Below are 19,429 nucleotides of genomic sequence, written 5' to 3' on the forward strand. Positions count from 1 at the left end.
AAAAATATAAAAAGTGTTCCGCTAATCCCGACAAGTAAACGAAAAACGTTACTTTTGTTTCGTTTACAAGCATTTATAAAACAAGATGATAAAAAAAATACTGACGGCTATTTTGCTGTTACCCACATTGTTGTATGCACAAATCAATACGGAACGGGTGATGACCATTGCTCGGAATGCATTGTATTTTGAGGATTACGTGCTTTCTATCCAATATTTTAATCAGGTAATCAACGCGAAACCTTATTTATATGAGCCTTATTTCTTCCGTGGACTGGCAAAAATCAATTTGGATGACTATCAGGGAGCGGAGAGTGATTGTGATGCTGCGATTCAGCGGAACCCTTTTGTGGTAGGTGCTTACCAAATCAGAGGATTGGCACGTATCCGTCAGAACAATTTTGACGAGGCGATTGAAGATTATAAAACTGCCATCAAATACGACCCGGAGAATGTGGTGCTTTGGCATAATCTTTCCCTTTGCCATATTCAGAAAGAAGATTATGAGGCGGCTAAGGAAGATTTGGGTACGCTTCTGACAATTGCCCCCAGATATACACGTGCCTATCTGATGCGCGGGGAAGTCTCCCTGAAACAGAATGATACGATACAAGCTTTGCGTGATTTTGACAAAGCCATCGATATGGACCGTTATGACCCGGATGGATGGGGGGCAAGAGCCATTGTACGCCTCCAGCAGGGGAAATATAAAGAGGCTGAAGCTGATTTGGACCAGTCTATCCATCTGAGTGCAAAGAATGCCGGTAACTATATCAACCGTGCCTTGGCGCGTTTCCATCAGAATAATTTGAGAGGCGCCATGAGTGACTATGATTTGGCTTTGGATATTGATCCGAATAATTTTCTCGGGCACTACAACCGCGGTTTGCTGCGTGCCCAGGTGGGCGATGACAACCGGGCAATAGAGGATTTTGATTTTGTGTTGAAGATGGAACCGGATAACATGATGGCCACCTTCAATCGTGGTTTGTTACGTGCGCAGACGGGGGATTACCGGGGAGCTATCAGTGACTATTCCAAAGTGATTGCAGAATATCCTAACTTTATGGCCGGCTATTATCAGCGTGCCGAAGCCCGTAAAAAGATTGGCGACCATAAGGGAGCCGAGCAGGATGAGTTCAAAATCATGAAGATGCAGATAGACAAGCGTAACGGTGTTTCTTCTGGTGACAAAAAGGAAGGTGACGACAGTAAGGATGTTGCGGATAATTCCTCGGAAAACTCCAATGGAGATGGTGGGAAGACCCGTAAGAAATCCGACAAGAACATGGAAAATTATCGGAAAATTGTAATAGCGGACGATTCGGAAGCTGACCAGCGTTATAAGAGCGATTATCGCGGACGTGTACAAGACCGGAATGTGACCATCAAGCTCGAGCCGATGTATGCTTTGACTTATTATGAGAAACTGAGCGATGTGAAGCGTATCGTACATTATCATAAGTATATTGAGGAACTGAACCATTCGAAACTGTTCCCGAAGCCACTGCGCATCACCAATATGGAAGCTCCGTTGACGGAGGAACAAGTACGCTTCCACTTTGCTTTGATAGACGCTCATACGTCTGATGTGGTGGCTGACGAGAAGAACGCCAAGAAACGTTTCATGAGAGGTCTGGATTTCTATCTGGTTCAGGATTTTGCCAGTTCCATAGATGACTTTACAAAGAGTATCTTGTTGGACGACACTTTCTTCCCGGCATACTTTATGCGTGCTTTGGTGCGTTATAAGCAACTGGAATATAAAAAGGCCGAAGCCACAATGAGTGAAGGTGCCACTTCGGGTACAACGGAAATGAAGAAGCCTGAAGTGACAGCCATTGATTATGAAGTTGTGAAGAATGACCTGGATCACGTTATTCTATTGGCTCCTGATTTTGTCTATGGCTATTATAACCGTGGCAATGTGTCTTCGTTACTGAAGGATTACCGTGCCGCCTTGGCGGATTATGACAAGGCGATTGAGCTGAGTCCCGATTTTGCTGAAGCATACTTTAACCGTGGGTTGACGCACATCTTCCTGGGGAATAACAAACAAGGTATTGCCGATTTGAGTAAAGCCGGAGAGTTGGGCATTGTCTCGGCCTATAATATCATAAAGAGGTTTACAGATACACGGGAATAACATTTTTTTGCTAAAAAATAGAATATCAAAAAGAATTAGCTATTTTTGCGTTCTGAAAAATGAAATATACATATAAACTATGATAAAGATAACATTTCCAGACGGCTCTGTTCGTGAATATAACGAAGGAGTAACGGGACTGCAGATTGCAGAAAGCATCAGTTCGCGATTGGCACAAGACGTGCTGGCTTGTGGCGTGAACGGAGAAATTTATGATTTGGGGCGTCCTATCATGCAAGACGCTGAAGTGGTTCTTTATAAATGGGAGGATGAGCAGGGTAAGCATGCCTTTTGGCATACCAGTGCCCACTTGCTGGCCGAAGCTTTGCAGGAACTCTATCCGGGCATCCTGTTCGGTATAGGTCCTGCTATCGAAAACGGTTTCTACTATGATGTGGACCCGGGTGAAACGACTATCAAGGAAGCTGACCTGCCAGCCATTGAGAAAAAGATGGCTGAACTGGTGGCTAAGAAAGAAGCGGTTGTCAGACAAGACATTGCCAAGGCGGATGCTTTGAAGATGTTCGGTGACCGTGGAGAAACTTATAAATGCGAGCTGATTTCCGAATTGGAAGACGGCCACATCACAACTTATACGCAGGGTGCATTTACCGACTTGTGCCGTGGCCCTCACTTGATGACCACAGCTCCTATCAAGGCTATTAAGCTGACTTCCGTTGCCGGTGCTTATTGGCGTGGACAAGAAGACCGTAAGATGATGACCCGTATCTATGGTATCACCTTCCCGAAGAAGAAGATGCTGGATGAGTATCTTGTTCTGCTGGAAGAGGCAAAGAAGCGCGATCACCGTAAAATCGGTAAGGAGATGGACTTGTTCATGTTCTCCGACACTGTAGGTAAGGGACTCCCGATGTGGCTGCCCAAAGGTACTGCACTGCGTATCCGCTTGCAGGACTTCTTACGTCGCATCCAGGCCCGTTACGATTATCAGGAAGTAATGTGTCCACCCATCGGCAACAAATTGCTTTACATCACTTCCGGCCATTATGCAAAATATGGTAAGGACTCCTTCCAGCCCATACATACGCCGGAAGAAGGGGAAGAGTACTTCTTGAAACCGATGAACTGCCCTCACCACTGTATGATTTACAAGAACTCACCCCGTTCTTACAAAGACCTGCCTTTGCGTTTGGCAGAGTTCGGTACGGTTTGCCGTTACGAGCAGAGTGGCGAGTTGCACGGTCTGACACGTGTACGTAGCTTTACGCAGGATGATGCGCATATCTTCTGCCGTCCGGACCAGGTGAAGGATGAGTTCCTCCGTGTCATGGACATTATCTCCATCGTGTTCGAATCTATGGACTTCGAGAACTTCGAGGCACAGATTTCCTTGCGTGACAAGGTGAACCGCGAAAAATACATCGGTAGCGACGAGAACTGGGAAAAAGCAGAACGAGCCATCATCGAAGCTTGTGAAGAAAAGGGGCTGAAGGCAAAAATAGAATATGGAGAAGCCGCTTTCTATGGTCCTAAACTGGACTTCATGGTGAAGGATGCCATCGGTCGCCGTTGGCAGCTGGGTACCATCCAGGTGGACTACAACCTGCCGGAACGTTTCCAGCTGGAATATACCGGTGCTGACAATCAGAAGCACCGTCCCGTAATGGTTCACCGTGCTCCGTTCGGCTCCATGGAACGCTTCGTGGCTGTGCTTATTGAGCATACGGCCGGTAAGTTCCCGTTGTGGCTGACTCCTGACCAGGTTGCCATCCTGCCTATCAGCGAGAAGTTCAACGACTATGCGCATGAAGTGAAACAATACTTGAAGCGATATGACATCCGTGCCATTGTGGATGAGCGCAATGAAAAGATTGGTCGTAAGATTCGTGACAATGAGATGAAGCGTATTCCGTACATGCTGGTTGTAGGTGAAAAGGAGGCTGAAAACAAGGAAGTTGCTGTCCGCAAGCAGGGAGAAGGTGATAAAGGAACCATGAAATTTGAAGAATTTGCCAAAAAAATGAACGAAGAAGTTCAGAATATGATAAATAAATGGTAACTTTGCGCCCAATTGTAGAAGCATAGCATATATTAGATGTTCTAAAGTTCGCTTTTACTTAACAAAAACATTAATTTGGGAATAGTAAATAAGAAACAAACTGGAAGTAAACGTTATTTAATGAAGAATGACAGCTTAAAAGGGCAACATCGGATTAACGAACAAATCCGGGCCAAAGAAGTCCGCATAGTGGGCGATGAAGTAGAACCAAAAGTGTATCCGATAGCGCAGGCTTTAAGACTTGCTGAAGAACATGAAGCGGATCTCGTGGAGATTTCTCCAAATGCACAACCCCCTGTTTGTCGTATTATTGATTATTCTAAATTTCTTTATCAGTTAAAGAAGCGTCAGAAAGAGCAAAAGGCAAAGCAGGTAAAAGTGAACGTGAAGGAAATACGTTTTGGACCTCAGACAGATGATCATGACTATAACTTCAAGTTGAAGCATGCTAAAGGCTTTTTGGAAGATGGTGACAAGGTGAAGGCCTACGTATTCTTTAAAGGACGTTCCATCTTGTTCAAAGAGCAAGGTGAAGTGTTGCTGCTCCGTTTTGCCAATGATTTGGAAGACTATGCGAAGGTAGACCAAATGCCGGTTTTGGAAGGAAAGAGAATGACAATCCAGCTCTCTCCGAAGAAAGTGGCGGCACCTAAGAAGAGCGCGGCTCCCAAGCCTGCAGAAGATGCGCCAAAGGCTGCGTCGGCTGAAACCGAAGAAGAATAAAGAAGTGAGTAACGCCATAGGTATAGTGCGTTGCCATATAATTTAATAATTAAAAAGTTTAAAAAAGATGCCAAAGATGAAGACTAACTCCGGTTCTAAAAAGAGATTTACTCTTACCGGAACAGGTAAAATCAAAAGAAAGCACGCTTTTCATAGTCACATCCTGACTAAGAAAACTAAGAAGCAGAAAAGAAACTTGTGCTACTCTACACTTGTTAGTACAACAGATGTAAGCCAGGTGAAAGAGCTCTTAGCAATGAAGTAATTGAAAAGCGTACAAAAGTATTAAAGTTATTAACCGAATGCATTAGCTTTAAGTCCGCTGCGTGAAGTAACGGCGCTAACATTCAAAAACAAGTAAAACTATGCCAAGATCAGTAAATCATGTTGCTTCTAAAGCAAGAAGAAAGAAAATTTTGAAATTGACCAGAGGTTACTTTGGTGCAAGAAAGAACGTTTGGACCGTTGCCAAGAATACTTGGGAAAAAGGTTTGACCTATGCGTTCCGTGACCGTAAGAACAAGAAGAGAAACTTCCGTGCTTTGTGGATTCAGCGTATCAACGCTGCCGCTCGTCTGGAAGGTATGTCTTACTCTAAGCTGATGGGCGCTTTGCACAAAGCTGGTATCGAAATCAACCGCAAAGTGTTGGCTGATTTAGCGATGAACCATCCGGAAGCTTTCAAGGCTATCGTTGCTAAAGCAAAGGCTGCATAAAAACAGTTAGCAGATAAATTACGAGGTGCTGATTACTCTTTTGGTAGTCAGCACTTTTTGTTTTCTGATACTCCGGGGAGGGGTTAAAACTTGAAAAGGACTTGAAACAATTTACTGCTTTTACTTGTTTCTTTCATAGAAACTCATTACCTTTGTTATAGAAAAAATAGCCGCATTGATTGGATCGGGAAACTCATCAATTTTTATGAAATACCGAGACAAGCTTCGCTTCTCAATGGCGGGCCACGCCCTTCGGGGTAACTCTTGAGTCGGTGGATTACAAAGAGGAGGAGCACTCAAATCATGTCATACGGAGTTTCATCACATCATCGGTGCGGCTTTCTATAAAAGAGGAACGGTAATCTGTTTGGATAACCGTTCCTCTTTCGTTTTATGCGGATGTGGGTGATTGTGAAACGATGATACGTGATGCTGAAACAGATGATGTGTCAAGGGAAGATAGATGATGTGTTTATACAAGACAGACCATCTGTATCGGGTGAACAGATGGTCTGTTTTGAAAAGAGTTTTTTTAAGTTTATTTGTTGTCCCGTAAGTCTTTTACCCTGACGGCTTTTCCTTCGCTCTGCGGCAAGGAACCTTTCTTTACCAACCGTAACTTCGGAGTTACCAGAATCTCGTCTTTCAGCTGGCGGGTAATGGCTTTGCTAATCTTTTGTAGCTCGATGTAATTGTCAGTAGAGAGGTCGCTAAGTTCAACTTCCACAATCATCTCATCCTGGTTATTGACCGTTTCGAGCGTGATGAGGTAATTGCTGCCCAATTCGGGGAATTGTACCAGCACCTTTTCCACCTGCATGGGGAAGATATTGACTCCCTTGATGATGAACATATCGTCGCTACGGCCTTTGATGCGGTCTATACGGATGTGGGTACGTCCGCAAGGGCACTTGCCGGGCAGGATGCGGGTAAGGTCGCGTGTACGGTAGCGGATGAGGGGCATCATCTCTCTGTCCAGCGTTGTCAGTACCAGTTCGCCGATTTCACCTTCCGGTACGGGTTCGCCGGTTTCCGGGTTAATGATTTCGACCAGGTAGCAATCTTCCCAGAAGTGCATGCCGTCTTGTTCGGTGCACTCGAAGGCTACGCCGGGACCGTTCATTTCAGTCATACCAAAGCTGTTATAGGCTTTGACGCCAAGCATGCGTTCAATCTTTCTGCGTTGCTCGTCTGTGTGGGGTTCGGCACCGATAACAAGCGTTTTCAGACTTGTGCCGGCGGGGTCCATCCCTTCTTCCTGGAATACCTCTGCCAAGCGGATGGCATAGCTGGGAATGGCATGCAGGGCAGTGGTCTTGAAGTCGGTGATGAACTTTATCTGACGCTTGCTGTTTCCGGCAGCGGCAGGAACAGTCAGCGCACCCAGACGTTCGGCTCCATACTGAAAGCCCAGTCCTCCGGTGAACATGCCGTAACCGGAGCTATTTTGGAAAACATCCGTCTTACGGATACCTACCATATAGAGGCAGCGTGCCACTAAGTTAGCCCAAGAGTCCAAATCGTGTTGGGAGTGTACGATGACCGTCGGCGTGCCCGTAGTGCCACTGGAAGAATGGATACGTACTCCGTCCTCACGCATATCGCCTGCTACTAATCCAAAAGGATAATTGGCGCGCATATCGGCCTTGGTAGTAAACGGTATCTTACGTATGTCTTCTATAGACCGGATGCTGTCGGCAGTGATGCCATGCTCTTGGAATACCTTTTTATAATAAGGAGAGTTGGCGGCAATGCTGACAGTCTTTTTTAACCGTTGCAGTTGCAGTTCGCGCAACTGCTCACGGGGCATCGTTTCAATCTCTTCTTCCCAGTATTTGTTATTCATGGTATGTTGAAATTTAGAGTCAATTATAGTTTACATCAGTTTTTCAGCAATCTCTTTGCCGGCAGCCAACGCTTTGAGGTTCAGCTCTACAATGGCGTCGCCCTTGCGTTGGAAGATTTCGCGGATGCTGTCTTGCACCTTTGCGTAGTCGATGCCGAGGAAGGGGATGGTGGCGCCCAGCAGTACGATGTTCGCTACGCGGGGAGAGCCGACTTCTTTTGCCACTTCGTTTACGTTCAGCATGATTTTATGCGGCAGCTTGTTGATTTCGGCCTTGATGTCTTCTTCTGCCGGATAGTTGGGAATGTTGATGAAGGGGGCTTCATTGGTCACCAGCCAACCTTCGGGGCTGAGGTAGGGGAGGTAGCGCAGTGCTTCCATCGGTTCCAGGGAGATGATGAGGTCGCATTTTCCTGTGGGAATGAGGTCCGAAGCGATGGATTGGTCGCTGATGCGCAGGTTGGACTGCACGTCGCCGCCTCGCTGGCTCATGCCGTGTACTTCTGCCTGCTTCATGTAGAGTCCGTCCTTGAGGGCTGCTTTGCCGATTACGGTGGCGATGGAGAGGATACCTTGTCCTCCTACGCCGGAAAGTATGATGTCTTTTTTCATGGCTTTACTTGTTTCTTTTTTTGCGTGCTAATGTTTGGATGCATTCTCTGCGGGGGATGATGACGGATACGCCGTGGTGCTCGATTTCTTCCCGGATGATTTGCTTCATCTCTTCGTAGTTCTTCTTCAAGGGCACTACGACGCGGATGTGTTCGGGAGCTACACCGATGCCGGCGCAGATGGCTTCCAGACGTCCGGTGCCGGCAGAGTCTTGTCCTCCGGTCATGGCGGTGGTTTCGTTGTCGGAGATGACGATGGTGACGTCGGCGTTTTCGTTGACGCAATCCAGCAGTCCCGTCATGCCCGAGTGGGTGAAGGTGGAGTCGCCGATGACGGCTACGGCAGGATGCAGGCCGGCATCCGAAGCACCCTTCGCCATGGTGATGGAGGCGCCCATATCCACGCAAGAGTTAATGGCGTTGAATGGGGCATTGGCTCCCAGCGTGTAGCAACCAATGTCGCTGAACACCTTATAAGTGGGATATTCTTCTTTCAATACTTGGGTCAGCACCGTGTACATGTCGCGATGGCCGCAACCCTCGCACAAAGCGGGCGGGCGCATCTCTACCAAAGAAGGAACGCTGAATTCAGCCTTGTTCTCCTTGCCTACGGCACGTGCCACGCTGTCCGGGTTCAGCTCTCCGTCTTGTGAAAGAGTGCCGTCCAAACGGCCTTTTACTTTGATGCCGATGCCCAGATAGCCTTTTAGCTGTTTTTCTACGAACGGTTGTCCGTCTTCCAGTACCAGAATCTCGTCACATGCTTCTACCAGCTGCATCAGCTGTTTCTTGGGCAACGGGTATTGTCCGATTTTCAGTACCGGATATTCGCAACCTTCGGGATAGTTCTCCATCAGGTAGTTGTAGCCGATGCCGCATGCCACGATACCCAGCTTTTTGTTGGGGCCGTCGGTATATTTGTTGTAAGCGGAGTTTTCAGAAGCTTTGATAAATTCGTCCTGGCGTTGCAGCAATGCTTTGTAACGTTTGCGTGCATTACCCGGCAGGAGGATGAACTGACGCGGGTCTTCGCTGAAGGAAATCTCATTCTGCGGTTGTTGCTCCTTGCGCTCTACGCCGGAACGGGAGTGTGCCAGGCGCGTAACCATGCGCATCAGGATGGGTTCGCCGGTCTGTTCGGAGAAGTTGAATCCGTTGTACACCATGTCGTATGCTTCCTGCTGGTTGCTTGGTTCGTACATCGGGATGAGGGAGAAGTCGCCATAGAAGCGGCTGTCTTGCTCGTTTTGTGAGGAGTGCATGCTGGGGTCGTCGGCAGCAATGACTATCAGACCACCTTTTATGCCGGTAATGGCAGAGTTGATGAAACAGTCGGCAGCTACGTTCATACCCACGTGCTTCATGCACACCAATGAACGCTTACCTGCAAAGGACATGCCCAGGGCAGCTTCCATCGCAGTTTTCTCGTTAGAGCACCAGCGGTTATGGATATTCTTTTCGGCAGTAATCGGTGCCATCTGAATATATTCGGTGATTTCCGTAGAAGGAGTGCCGGGATAGGCATATACACCCGAAAGTCCGGCATCTAATGCAGCTTGTGCAATGGCTTCATCGCCAAGTAAGAGTTGCTTGCTCATATCTGAATATTTAAGTGTTAGTCATGGATTAATATTTGACGCAAATATAGGATTTTGCTTTTATTTTATCAGCAGATTACTTGAAAATCTTTCTTTCGTTTAATGCATTCCAATATTTTCTTGCATTTTTCATGTGCTCGGCATAATTGGATGCAAAGTTATGGGTGCCCGAGAAGTCCTCTTTGGCACACATGTAGAGGTAGTTGTGTTTCGTATGGTTCAGCACAGCATCCAGCCCGATGGGTGAGGGGATGCGTATGGGACCGGGAGGTAGTCCGGTGTTGAGATAGGTATTGTAGGGGGATTCTACTGCCAGATGGGCATTCGTAATTCTCCGCAAGCCGAAGTCCTGCAAGGCAAATTTGATGGTAGGGTCGGCTTGCAGGGGCATGCCGGTGTGCAGGCGGTTGATGTAGAGCCCTGCCACCATTGGTTTTTCGGGAGTGTTGTTTGTCTCTTCCTCGACGATGGAGGCAAGGGTGCAGACTTCCGTCGGGGTCATTCCGATGGCGGTGGCTTTGTCTAAGCGTTCCTGGTTCCAGAACTTCTGGTGCTCTTTTTGCATTCTTTCGAAGAACTCTTCTGCACTCATGTCCCAATAGACTTGGTAGGTTTCGGGGATGAAGAGGCAGGGCAGGGTCTCTTTGTTGTATCCCAGTTTTTGTTGGAATGCGGAGTCGTTCATCAATCCGGCTATTTCGGCGGAGTCTATCATGAGCTGTTTGCCTACGCTGCGTGCCAGCCGGTCCAGTGTGCGTACGCTGCCGACGGTGAGATTCGTAGGTTCTTGATATCCGCGGTACAGACGGCTGAATACGTGATATACGTTTTCCCCCGGCCGGATGGTGTAGCGTCCGGTGTGTATATTTTCGGAATATTTCTTGTATTGGGCCATCCAGCGGAAGCCGGTGAAGCTTCGAGGATGGCCTTGTTGTTCCACCTTATTATATATGGAGTCGGCGGTGTCGTCGCGGTCTATATAGATATAGACTGTCTTTTTCGGATGGAATTGCGGGGCAAACAGATAGTAGTATACTGTTCCTGCACAAGCTGCTCCAATAAGAATCAGTGCGACGAATGTTCCGATAATGATTTTCTTCTTTTCCATTTTGTTTTACTGCATCTTTAGTCGGGCAAAGTTAGTAAAAAATGGAGTGAAAACCATCAAGTCATATCAGTTAATTCGATAGCTGACAAAGGCTATGCGTTTGCTGTCCGGTGCCCATGAGTTGACATTGATGGTGCCTTGTCCGCCGAAAAGCTTTAACAATGTCTTGGGTTCTCCACCGTTTGCGGGCATTAGGCGCAGCTCTACGTTCTTGTTTGCCAGGTGCTCTCCCGGTTCCAGGTCACCTTTGTAGTAGGTGATGAATACAACGGATTTTCCGTCAGGGGAGATGTGGGGGAACCAGGAGTTACGGGTTTCGTCAAAGGTCATCTGGGTCTGTTCGGAGCCGTCTGCCTTCATGCGCCAGACTTGCATGAGTCCGGTGCGTACGGAATTGAACCAGATGTATTGTCCGCAGGGGGAATATTCCGGTCCGTCATCCAGACCTTCGGCAGTGGTCAGGCGGGTTTCTTCACCTCCTTCCGCCGGGATGGTATAGACGTCATAGTTGCCGTTTCGTTCGGCGCAATAGGCAAGCTCTTTGCCGTCGGGGCTCCAACCGTGGAGGTAGCTGGGAGCCATAGGTGTTATTAAACGGGGAGTGCCGCCCGTGATGGGAAGTGTATAAATGCGCGATTTATAGTCTTCTTTCGTCCCGTGGCTGATGGCTATCTGCTGTCCGTCGGTCGAGAGGACGTGGTCGTTGTTGCAGTTTTGGGCAAATCCGGTGTTTATCAGTTCCGGTTCGGCAGGCGAGGTGGGGGAAAGGCGGTAAAGCTTTCCTTCGCTGTTGTATAGCAGCCATTGCCCGTCGGGCGTCCAATTGGGAGCTTCAATCCGGTAGGGAAATTCTTTTACGACGGTCCGGTTACCGTTGGTTACATCCAGTATTTCGAGGACGCTGGTAATCTCGTTTTTTTGTTGAGCGGTTGCGGTCAGTGCAACAGTTGCAAAGAAGGGGATTAGATAGGGTTTCATGTTCATATCGTATTTAATAAATCTCCGCAAGATACATTTTTTATTGGAAACTACATAGTCGGAGCATGCTTTTTTCAGAGAGAATCTGTAGTGATGGTCGAATGCGTAGTGCTTATCATATGAATAGTCTCCGGGATTCTTGAAATAGTTGTCCACATACTGCCAGTTGTCGGTGTCGAGCGGCGTGTGCGAAGTCATGTACGATAGGGAGCTTTTGTCTCTACTATCTCGCTGTCCAGACTAATCAGGTCTTTGCCCAAGCGGACAATGCGGGCATGTAGTCGGTGCCGACTTCCCTCTTTCCGCCTCCACCGAATGACAACCATCCTGTACCTTCGTCATCTATCACGGCACCCGGGTCGAAAGGAGCCCTGCAGTGGCCTAATCCTTGGGTGAACTGGCTCACCAGCATACGTCTTACCGTCCGATTCCACCCGCGATACGATGGATGGCGCCCATGAGGCTATACCCCATGGCGAGAGGGCCTTTACGTCAATCAGTCCGTGATAAGTCCAATTTACCATGTCATCGGTGGACAGCATGACCAGTGAATGGGATGTATTGGTATGTGTTTTTGCCGTATTTTCCCACACTGTCCAGTTGCTGGGTGTCATTGGTTCCATACACATAGAGCCTTCCGTTGTATTCCACCGATGTCGGGTCGGCCACAAAAATGAAATCCAACAGCGGGTTGGCGTTTCCACTGAAGAATTGGGGTGATTCTACCGGACGCGTGTCTTTCTTTCTTGAATCGGAAAGCGCCCACACATCATTTCCTGCGGATATAGCCGCCAGCAGCAAAGCCGCTGTAAATAACTTGATTCTTTCCATTTTTTTATAGTATGTTATAGAAACCTATGGTAGCCTTTTGATTTTGGCTTGTGTTCTTCAATCACCTCAATCCTTTATTTAAGATTGAAAAATCGGGTTATTGAAAAGTTGCCGCAAATATTGGGAATTACTATGTATAATATAAGGTGTATTATGTTTTTAATAATGTGCCTATATGTTTCAAGTTATCATTGTAATCAGATGGTGCTGTTTTAAACTAGCTTTACTTGCTTTGGGATAATTATGCGGCTATGGATTAAACTGTTTGGAAGGGCATTGTGTTTTATGCAAATATATTCGTAGAAGAGCGTTTTTTATTCTAACAATTCTTGAAAAGAAAAAGCACTGATTATTCCAGATAATCAGTGCTTGAATATCGAGCCGCTAGCCAGACTTGAACTGGCGACCTACGCGTTACGAATGCGTTGCTCTACCAACTGAGCTATAGCGGCAATAAGCTTTTGTTTACGGGGTGCAAAGGTACATCTTTATTTGAAAAGGCAAAAAGAATCTCTGTTTTTTTTAGAAATATTTTAGTGGGATAATTTTCTATTTGAATGTCCTGAACTTTATTGCCATAAAAATTGGATAATAAAACGAAAAGAAGCATCTTTGTCGTAGGTCCTATAGCAAATAAGTCTGATACTGATTATGAATTTAAGAATCTATTATAAATATCTTTCTTCACGCATAGCGTCCAAATGGACGGTGTTGTTGGTAGATGTAATTATCGTTGTGATTTCCATGCTTTCTGCATGTTTTTTGCAATATAGGCTTTCGTCCGTATCTTATGAAATTTCTTTGTATGTATGGCTGACCATTTTGGCTGTCTTGTGTAATGTCTGTTTCTTTCATATTCTCCGTACTTATGTGGGTGTTATCCGTTTTTCCTCTTTTGTGGATATTTATCGTGTGCTTTGGAGTCTTACGATAAGCTATGCTGTACTGTTTTTAGGGAATTACTGTTGGTCTGTTTCGGGGCTTGGAGAAACTTTGCCGAACAGCATTCTGTTTATGGCATATATGTTCACCTTCTCTCTGATGGCTTGTATGCGCATTGCTGTGAAGATGCTTTATGAAGCTATTGCTTTTGATGCACGTCATTGCGTGAATGTTTTTATTTATGGATTCCATGGGACTGGAGTCAATGTTGCAAAATCCTTGAGAGTTAGTCGTAATAATCATTATCGCCTGCGTGGCTTTATTTCGGACGAACCTGATATGATAGGTAAACATACGATGGGATGCAGGGTATATCCCAATGATGAGCAGCTGTTTGACCGTCTAAAGAAAAAGAAAGTGGATACAATCATTATCTCTCCAAGCAAGGTGTCGGATTTGGAAAATTCCGGAATGCTGGATAAACTGTTCTCTCATGATATTCATGTAATGACCGTTCCTCCCTTAAGCGATTGTATGGACGATGGACTGATAAAGGACATTCAAATAGAAGATTGGCTCCGTAGAGAACCGGTACAAGTTGACGTGCGTAAAATTACGGCCCATATCGAGGGGCGTAGAGTAATGGTTACGGGAGCGGCGGGAGCTGTAGGAAGGGAAATCGTCCGCCAGTTGGCTACACTGAATCCTTATCAGTTGATTCTGGTAGATCAGGCAGAATCCCCATTGTATGATGTACAGTTGGAATTGTCTGATCATTGGAAGAATCTGGAGGTCCGTGTATTGGTTGCAGATGTTGCTAACCGTACGCGTTTGGAGGCTATATTTGAAGAAACACGTCCTCAACTTGTTTTTCATTCTGCTGCTTATAAGCATGTACAACTGATGGATGATTTTGTGTCGGAGGCAATTCAAACGAATATATCGGGGACAGTGAATATTGCAGACCTGGCGGTAAAGTATAGAGTGTCCCGTATGGTTATGATATCTGCTGCTAATGCACGTCATCCGGAAAATGCTATGGAATATAGTAAGCGTGTGGCGGAAATATATGTGCAGTCATCTGATTGCAGGTTGAAACGCGACAAAGGGGAAACTGATATGTTCATAGTACGTTTGGGTGAGGTGTATCCGACGAATACTCATTGTTTGATTACCATGTCTGAAGCTTGTATGCTCACCCTGGAAGTGGGAGTCATGGGGGATGGGGGAGAAGTGTACATTGTGGGAGGGCCTGGGGATGGACTTTTGGATTCTGTAATCAGTGAAAAGATAAAGCGTGAAAAGCCATCTGTTGATGATTATGAACATGTGCGGGAAGAAGTGCTGGCCTTGGTGCAATATAGTTATACTGAAAAAAAGGCTATTTTGATTGGACTAATGAAAAAAATAGTGCCAATTTTCCCGCTTTCTTCTACCCAATGAAAAGACGTGAAAGTGACAGCTTTTTAATGCTTTTTCTGAAACTTAGAGGTGGAATAAATGTATATTATAAAAATAATATATTACCTTTGTGCCCGATTTATATTTATTACAAGAACTCAAAAGATTAATCAGAATATCTTATGCGTAGATTAATAACACTATTCTTTTTGGTATTTACTTTGTCAGGGGTAGCTTTTGCTCAGCAGATGTCAGATGATCAGGTTGTTCAGTATGTAAAAAGCGCTCAGCAGATGGGCAAAAATCAAAAGCAGATTACTACTGAATTAATGCGGCGGGGAGTGACAAAGGAACAAGTTGAAAGAATTCAGAAAAAGTATGAAAACTCTAAATCTGGAAGTCCGCAGAGCAATACCCAAGATGAGAAGCGTTCTCGTCAACGTGGTGAAATGAGTGGCGTAGTCAAAGGGCTGCGTACAACTTCGGAAACTTATTCTGCCAGACAAACGGATGTTGCAGGGGATTCTTTACAAATGATGGATAATCGTTCCTTGTCTCAAGAGAAGGAAACAGAGGATCCGACTTCGCAAATTTATGGTCATAATATTTTTACTAACGATAATTTGACTTTCGAACCCAATGTGAATGTTGCTACTCCCGAGAATTATCGTCTGGGGCCTGGTGACGAGGTGATTATTGATGTGTGGGGAGCTTCTGAAACAACGATTCGACAAACAATCTCTCCGGAAGGAAGTATTCTTGTGAATAATTTAGGACCGGTTTATCTGAGTGGCAAAACTGTAAAGGAAGCCAATAATTATTTGAAACAAGAATTTGCCAGAATATATTCCGGAGTAACCGGAAATGTTCCGTCTACCCAAGTTAAACTGACATTAGGAGAAATACGTTCTATTCAAGTAAACGTTATGGGTGAAGTTGTGGTGCCCGGAACTTATACCCTCTCATCATTTGCTTCCGTATTTCATGCTTTATATCGTGCAGGTGGTGTGAACCCGATTGGTAGTTTGCGCAGTATTAAAGTGATTCGCAATGGAAATACAATAGCGGATTTGGATGTTTACGATTTACTTATGAAAGGAAAAATGAAGGATGACATCCGTCTGCAGGATGGTGATGTAATTCTTGTGGATCCTTACCAGTCACTGGTACAGATATTAGGTAAGGTAAAACGTCCGATGTTTTATGAAATGAAACCCACTGAAACCGTAGGTACATTATTGAAGTATTCAGGTGGTTTTACGGGTGATGCTTATAAGAAAGCATTACGTATAATCCGTAAAAGTGGACGTGAGCATCAAATTTATAATGTGGATGAGATGGATTATTCCGTATTCCGCGTAGATGACGGTGATAAGATAACGGTTGATTCCGTTTTACAGCGTTTTGAGAATCGTGTGGAAATCCGCGGTGCTGTATATCGTGAAGGTTTGTATCAGTTGGACGGTACGATGAATACAGTGAAGCAGCTGATTAAGAAAGCGGAAGGACTTCGCGGAGATGCATTCTTAAACCGTGCTATAATCGATCGTGAACTTGAAGACTTGTCGCATGAGGTTATACAAGTAGATGTGAAAGGTTTGCTGAACGGGACGGCTGCAGATATTCCTTTGCAGAAGAATGACATTTTATATATTCCAAGTATTCATGACTTGAAGGAAGAAGCTACACTTACCATTCATGGTGAAGTTGCCAATCCGGGTACATATCTCTATTCTGATAAAATGACAGTAGAGGATTTGGTGTTGCAGGCTGGTGGCTTGTTGGAGGCAGCGGCTACGACGAAAGTTGAAGTGGCACGGCGTATGAAAGATACGAAGAGTACATCTTTCAGTACTACAGTAGGCCAGAATTTCTCTTTTGATTTGAAAGATGGCTTATTGGTGGGAGAAGGAAGCCAGGATTTCCATCTTGAACCTTTTGATGAAGTTTATATTCGTAAGAGTCCGTCTTATTTTAAACAACAGAATGTTATGGTGGGAGGAGAAGTTCTTTTTAGCGGTAATTATGCACTATCGAAAAAAAATGAACGTTTGAGTGACTTGATAGCTAAGGCTGGTGGAGTGACTCCCGATGCTTATATAAAAGGAGCGCGTCTTATACGTAGGATGACCGAAGAAGAATTCCGCCGTAAGGAAGATGCTCTGCGTATGGCGCAAGCGGGAGGCGGAGATTCCATATCTGTAAAAAGATTGGATTTGTCCGATACCTATTCTGTAGGTATAAATCTGGGAGAGGCCTTGAAAAATCCTGGTTCAGATGCTGATATGGTGCTTCGCGAGGGAGATGTATTATTTGTTCCGGAGTACGTAAGTACAGTGAAAATCAACGGTGCTGTAATGTATCCGAATACAGTTTTATATAAAAAGGGTGAAAGCTTGAAATATTACATCAATCAAGCTGGTGGTTTTGGTAATGATGCCAAGAAACGTAAGGTCTATGTAATATACATGAATGGTACAGTTTCTCGTTTAAAAGCAGGGAACAAGAAAGCCATTGAACCTGGTTGTGAAATAATTGTTCCAAGTAAAGAACAGAAAAAGAAGATGACTACTGCTGAAATTCTGGGAATGGGAAGTACGACAGCTTCTATTGCAGCGATGATTGCGACTATGGTTAATCTCTTTAAGTAATTTGAATTATGAGCGAAGAAAGAATACAAAACATAACCTCTCCACAACCTGAGGAACAAGAAATAGATTTGATAGAACTGGCCCAGAAAGTATGGGCTAGTCGCAAATTGGTTTTTAAGGCGTGTGGTATCGCTGCTCTTGTAGGACTGGTTGTTGCATTTAGTATTCCTAAGGAGTACTCTACAAGTGTGACATTGGCTCCGGAGAGTGGTGGCAAATCTGGTGGTGGAAGTATGGGAGCCCTTGCAGCCATGGCGGGTATCAATTTGGGCACTTCTTCTGGTGAGGATGCTTTGTCACCCGAACTTTATCCTGATATTGTAAGTTCTACTCCTTTTCTGATTGAACTGTTCGATGTTAAAGTCAAGGATCAGAAAGCAAAAGTAGACACGACTTTATATGCTTATTTGAAAGAAGAACAGCGTTCTCCTTGGTGGAGTGCAATTTTCTCCGCTCCTTTTAAGGTGTTAGGATGGACATTGTCTTTGTTTAAGGATGAACCGGAAGAGGGGGACGCAAAGCTGGATCCTTTTCGTCTTACTAGAGATGAGTCTGCCATTGCAGATGCTTTAAGTAAACGTATCTCTGTTTCCGTAGACAAAAAGACAGGTGTGACAACCTTGTCTGTTACTATGCAGGATCCTTTGATATCTGCTTCGCTGACGGATACCGTGATGCATTGCCTGCAGAACTACATCACAGATTATCGGACTAATAAGGCTCGTCATGATTTGGCATTTACCGAAAAACTTTATGGAGAAGCAAAGGCCAGTTATGAGGATGCCCAGAAGAAATACGCAAATTTTGTAGATGCAAACCAGAATATAATATTACTGAGTTATCGCGCAGAGCAAGAGCGTTTACAGAATGAAATGAATTTAGCCTATCAAGTATATACACAAGTGTCTCAACAATTGCAGATGGCAAGAGCTAAGGTGCAGGAGATTACACCGGTATATACGGTTGTCCAGCCGGCTACGGTACCTTTGAAGCCTGCAAAGCCCAATAAATTGATGATTTTGATCGGCTTCATGTTCTTGGCAGGTGTCGGCAGTGTGGGATGGATATTATTTGTAAAAGATTTATTAAAGGGATGGAAAAAGCAAACAATATGATGACGGATAATGATATGATGTGCTGGCATGCATTGTACACAGCACCCAAGTCTGAACATAAGTTGATGCAGCGTTTGAATGCTGCGGGATATACTACATATTGCCCGATGCAGGCTGTGTTTGTAAAATGGAAAGGGCATACCCGAAAGGTGATTACTCCTCTTTTTTCCGGATGTTTGTTTGTTGCCGGTAATGTGTCGGAAGTTACCTCATTGGCTTCCTCGCAGAAGGCTGCTATATTAGTAGATAATGAAGGAAAAAGTTTGTCTATTGAGGCGGGCAAAGCAGAACTTCCTGCCAAGTTTGCCCAATTGCTGAAGTTATGATGAAGCTGATAACAGAAGAGCTGCTGGATACCGTTACTTCACGAGCTAAGGAGAACTCCCGTTTACGTATGAATTATAATTTTCATGCGTCTATGGATGCTCCTATTCATCGGTTGCTGAATGCTTTGGAACCGGGAACTTATCTTCCTCCTCACCGTCATACAGGTAAGGAAGAAACTTATCTGGTTTTGCGTGGAAGTCTGCTGGCATTTTTTTATGATGATGCCGGTAATGTAACAGATAAGGTATGCCTCAATCCTTCGGAAGGTAAATATGGTCTGGAAATTCCTTCTAATACATGGCATAGTATTATTGCCTTGGAGTCAGGTACCGTTATTTTTGAAATTAAAAAAGGCCCATATCAGCCTCTACCCTCAGAGGATTTGGCTTCGTGGGCTCCTCAGACTTCTGATACGGAAGGAATAAAGGCTTTTATGAAGCGGATGTTGGAACTTTAACATTTTCCCGATAAAAAAA

17 protein-coding genes and 1 tRNA gene are annotated in these 19,429 nt (G+C 45.1%); 10 read left to right on the top strand and 8 right to left on the bottom strand.

Features of this window, described 5'->3' with window-relative positions; genetic code table 11:
- The first annotated feature begins 85 nt into the window (after positions 1–85).
- The 5 genes from DW896_RS06925 (at position 86) to rplT (ending at position 5,605) form a co-directional block, all read left to right on the top strand.
- Positions 86–2,146 (top strand): tetratricopeptide repeat protein, encoded by a 2,061-nt coding sequence (locus DW896_RS06925; RefSeq protein ID WP_119993054.1) that lies wholly within the window; start codon positions 86–88, stop codon positions 2,144–2,146.
- A 79-nt stretch (positions 2,147–2,225) separates the two neighbouring features.
- On the top strand, positions 2,226–4,166 hold the full coding sequence (gene thrS / locus DW896_RS06930; RefSeq protein WP_005827875.1) for a threonine--tRNA ligase: 1,941 nt from the start codon (positions 2,226–2,228) through the stop codon (positions 4,164–4,166).
- A gap of 120 nt (positions 4,167–4,286) precedes the next feature.
- Entirely contained in the window at positions 4,287–4,889 is a 603-nt protein-coding gene (gene infC, locus DW896_RS06935; protein WP_005827878.1) for a translation initiation factor IF-3, read from the top strand.
- A gap of 67 nt (positions 4,890–4,956) precedes the next feature.
- Positions 4,957–5,154, top strand: coding sequence for a 50S ribosomal protein L35 (gene rpmI, locus DW896_RS06940; protein ID WP_005827880.1), 198 nt, complete (start codon positions 4,957–4,959; stop codon positions 5,152–5,154).
- 100 nt (positions 5,155–5,254) lie between these two features.
- On the top strand, positions 5,255–5,605 hold the full coding sequence (gene rplT, locus DW896_RS06945) for a 50S ribosomal protein L20 (protein ID WP_004289896.1): 351 nt from the start codon (positions 5,255–5,257) through the stop codon (positions 5,603–5,605).
- 538 nt (positions 5,606–6,143) lie between these two features.
- Here rplT and DW896_RS06950 read toward each other — a convergent pair.
- The 8 genes from DW896_RS06950 to DW896_RS06980 form a co-directional block, all read right to left on the bottom strand.
- Positions 6,144–7,451 (bottom strand): phenylacetate--CoA ligase, encoded by a 1,308-nt coding sequence (locus DW896_RS06950; RefSeq protein ID WP_005827882.1) that lies wholly within the window; start codon positions 7,449–7,451, stop codon positions 6,144–6,146.
- Between the two features lie 30 nt (positions 7,452–7,481).
- Positions 7,482–8,063 carry an indolepyruvate oxidoreductase subunit beta gene (locus DW896_RS06955; protein WP_005827884.1) on the bottom strand — a complete coding sequence of 194 codons (582 nt, stop codon included), beginning with the start codon at positions 8,061–8,063 and terminating at the stop codon, positions 7,482–7,484.
- A gap of 4 nt (positions 8,064–8,067) precedes the next feature.
- A complete protein-coding gene (locus DW896_RS06960; protein ID WP_005827886.1) occupies positions 8,068–9,660 on the bottom strand; it encodes a thiamine pyrophosphate-dependent enzyme in 1,593 nt (530 codons plus the stop codon).
- 76 nt (positions 9,661–9,736) lie between these two features.
- Complete coding sequence (gene mltG, locus DW896_RS06965) at positions 9,737–10,768, bottom strand: endolytic transglycosylase MltG (RefSeq protein ID WP_005827888.1); 1,032 nt, start codon at positions 10,766–10,768, stop codon at positions 9,737–9,739.
- Positions 10,769–10,834: 66 nt separating this feature from the next.
- Complete coding sequence (locus DW896_RS06970; protein ID WP_034525590.1) at positions 10,835–11,746, bottom strand: TolB family protein; 912 nt, start codon at positions 11,744–11,746, stop codon at positions 10,835–10,837.
- Between the two features lie 244 nt (positions 11,747–11,990).
- Entirely contained in the window at positions 11,991–12,158 is a 168-nt protein-coding gene (locus tag DW896_RS21455) for a hypothetical protein (protein WP_005827893.1), read from the bottom strand.
- 113 nt (positions 12,159–12,271) lie between these two features.
- Positions 12,272–12,577: a hypothetical protein gene (locus tag DW896_RS06975; protein WP_005827897.1), complete on the bottom strand. Its 306-nt coding sequence runs from the start codon at positions 12,575–12,577 to the stop codon at positions 12,272–12,274.
- A gap of 379 nt (positions 12,578–12,956) precedes the next feature.
- A tRNA-Thr gene (locus DW896_RS06980) sits at positions 12,957–13,029 on the bottom strand.
- Positions 13,030–13,228: 199 nt separating this feature from the next.
- Between DW896_RS06980 and DW896_RS06985 the strand changes: the two genes are divergently transcribed.
- The 5 genes from DW896_RS06985 (at position 13,229) to DW896_RS07005 (ending at position 19,410) form a co-directional block, all read left to right on the top strand.
- Positions 13,229–14,902: an SDR family NAD(P)-dependent oxidoreductase gene (locus tag DW896_RS06985; protein WP_117713980.1), complete on the top strand. Its 1,674-nt coding sequence runs from the start codon at positions 13,229–13,231 to the stop codon at positions 14,900–14,902.
- A 140-nt stretch (positions 14,903–15,042) separates the two neighbouring features.
- The gene (locus tag DW896_RS06990) at positions 15,043–17,511 is read left to right on the top strand and encodes an SLBB domain-containing protein (protein ID WP_009036852.1); all 2,469 of its coding nucleotides are present in this window, start codon (positions 15,043–15,045) and stop codon (positions 17,509–17,511) included.
- Between the two features lie 8 nt (positions 17,512–17,519).
- Complete coding sequence (locus DW896_RS06995; protein WP_005836078.1) at positions 17,520–18,626, top strand: Wzz/FepE/Etk N-terminal domain-containing protein; 1,107 nt, start codon at positions 17,520–17,522, stop codon at positions 18,624–18,626.
- Complete coding sequence (locus DW896_RS07000) at positions 18,605–18,952, top strand: UpxY family transcription antiterminator (RefSeq protein ID WP_005827910.1); 348 nt, start codon at positions 18,605–18,607, stop codon at positions 18,950–18,952. Before DW896_RS06995 ends, DW896_RS07000 begins: the two co-directional genes overlap by 22 nt.
- On the top strand, positions 18,949–19,410 hold the full coding sequence (locus DW896_RS07005) for a WbuC family cupin fold metalloprotein (protein WP_009036853.1): 462 nt from the start codon (positions 18,949–18,951) through the stop codon (positions 19,408–19,410). Before DW896_RS07000 ends, DW896_RS07005 begins: the two co-directional genes overlap by 4 nt.
- Positions 19,411–19,429: the final 19 nt, after the last annotated feature.

It is taken from the genome of Bacteroides sp. AM41-16, assembly GCF_003603495.1.
In the GTDB taxonomy this organism is placed as follows: Bacteria; Bacteroidota; Bacteroidia; order Bacteroidales; family Bacteroidaceae; genus Bacteroides; species Bacteroides uniformis.

Bases quoted from the DNA above. Each gene is read 5' to 3' on its own strand.
- DW896_RS06925 (WP_119993054.1), top strand. From the start codon at position 86: ATGATAAAAAAAATACTGACGGCTATTTTGCTGTTACCCACATTGTTG.
- thrS (WP_005827875.1), top strand. From the start codon at position 2,226: ATGATAAAGATAACATTTCCAGACGGCTCTGTTCGTGAATATAACGAA.
- infC (WP_005827878.1), top strand. From the start codon at position 4,287: ATGAAGAATGACAGCTTAAAAGGGCAACATCGGATTAACGAACAAATC.
- rpmI (WP_005827880.1), top strand. From the start codon at position 4,957: ATGCCAAAGATGAAGACTAACTCCGGTTCTAAAAAGAGATTTACTCTT.
- rplT (WP_004289896.1), top strand. From the start codon at position 5,255: ATGCCAAGATCAGTAAATCATGTTGCTTCTAAAGCAAGAAGAAAGAAA.
- DW896_RS06950 (WP_005827882.1), bottom strand. From the start codon at position 7,451: ATGAATAACAAATACTGGGAAGAAGAGATTGAAACGATGCCCCGTGAG.
- DW896_RS06955 (WP_005827884.1), bottom strand. From the start codon at position 8,063: ATGAAAAAAGACATCATACTTTCCGGCGTAGGAGGACAAGGTATCCTC.
- DW896_RS06960 (WP_005827886.1), bottom strand. From the start codon at position 9,660: ATGAGCAAGCAACTCTTACTTGGCGATGAAGCCATTGCACAAGCTGCA.
- mltG (WP_005827888.1), bottom strand. From the start codon at position 10,768: ATGGAAAAGAAGAAAATCATTATCGGAACATTCGTCGCACTGATTCTT.
- DW896_RS06970 (WP_034525590.1), bottom strand. From the start codon at position 11,746: ATGAAACCCTATCTAATCCCCTTCTTTGCAACTGTTGCACTGACCGCA.
- DW896_RS21455 (WP_005827893.1), bottom strand. From the start codon at position 12,158: ATGCTGGTGAGCCAGTTCACCCAAGGATTAGGCCACTGCAGGGCTCCT.
- DW896_RS06975 (WP_005827897.1), bottom strand. From the start codon at position 12,577: ATGGAAAGAATCAAGTTATTTACAGCGGCTTTGCTGCTGGCGGCTATA.
- DW896_RS06985 (WP_117713980.1), top strand. From the start codon at position 13,229: ATGAATTTAAGAATCTATTATAAATATCTTTCTTCACGCATAGCGTCC.
- DW896_RS06990 (WP_009036852.1), top strand. From the start codon at position 15,043: ATGCGTAGATTAATAACACTATTCTTTTTGGTATTTACTTTGTCAGGG.
- DW896_RS06995 (WP_005836078.1), top strand. From the start codon at position 17,520: ATGAGCGAAGAAAGAATACAAAACATAACCTCTCCACAACCTGAGGAA.
- DW896_RS07000 (WP_005827910.1), top strand. From the start codon at position 18,605: ATGGAAAAAGCAAACAATATGATGACGGATAATGATATGATGTGCTGG.
- DW896_RS07005 (WP_009036853.1), top strand. From the start codon at position 18,949: ATGATGAAGCTGATAACAGAAGAGCTGCTGGATACCGTTACTTCACGA.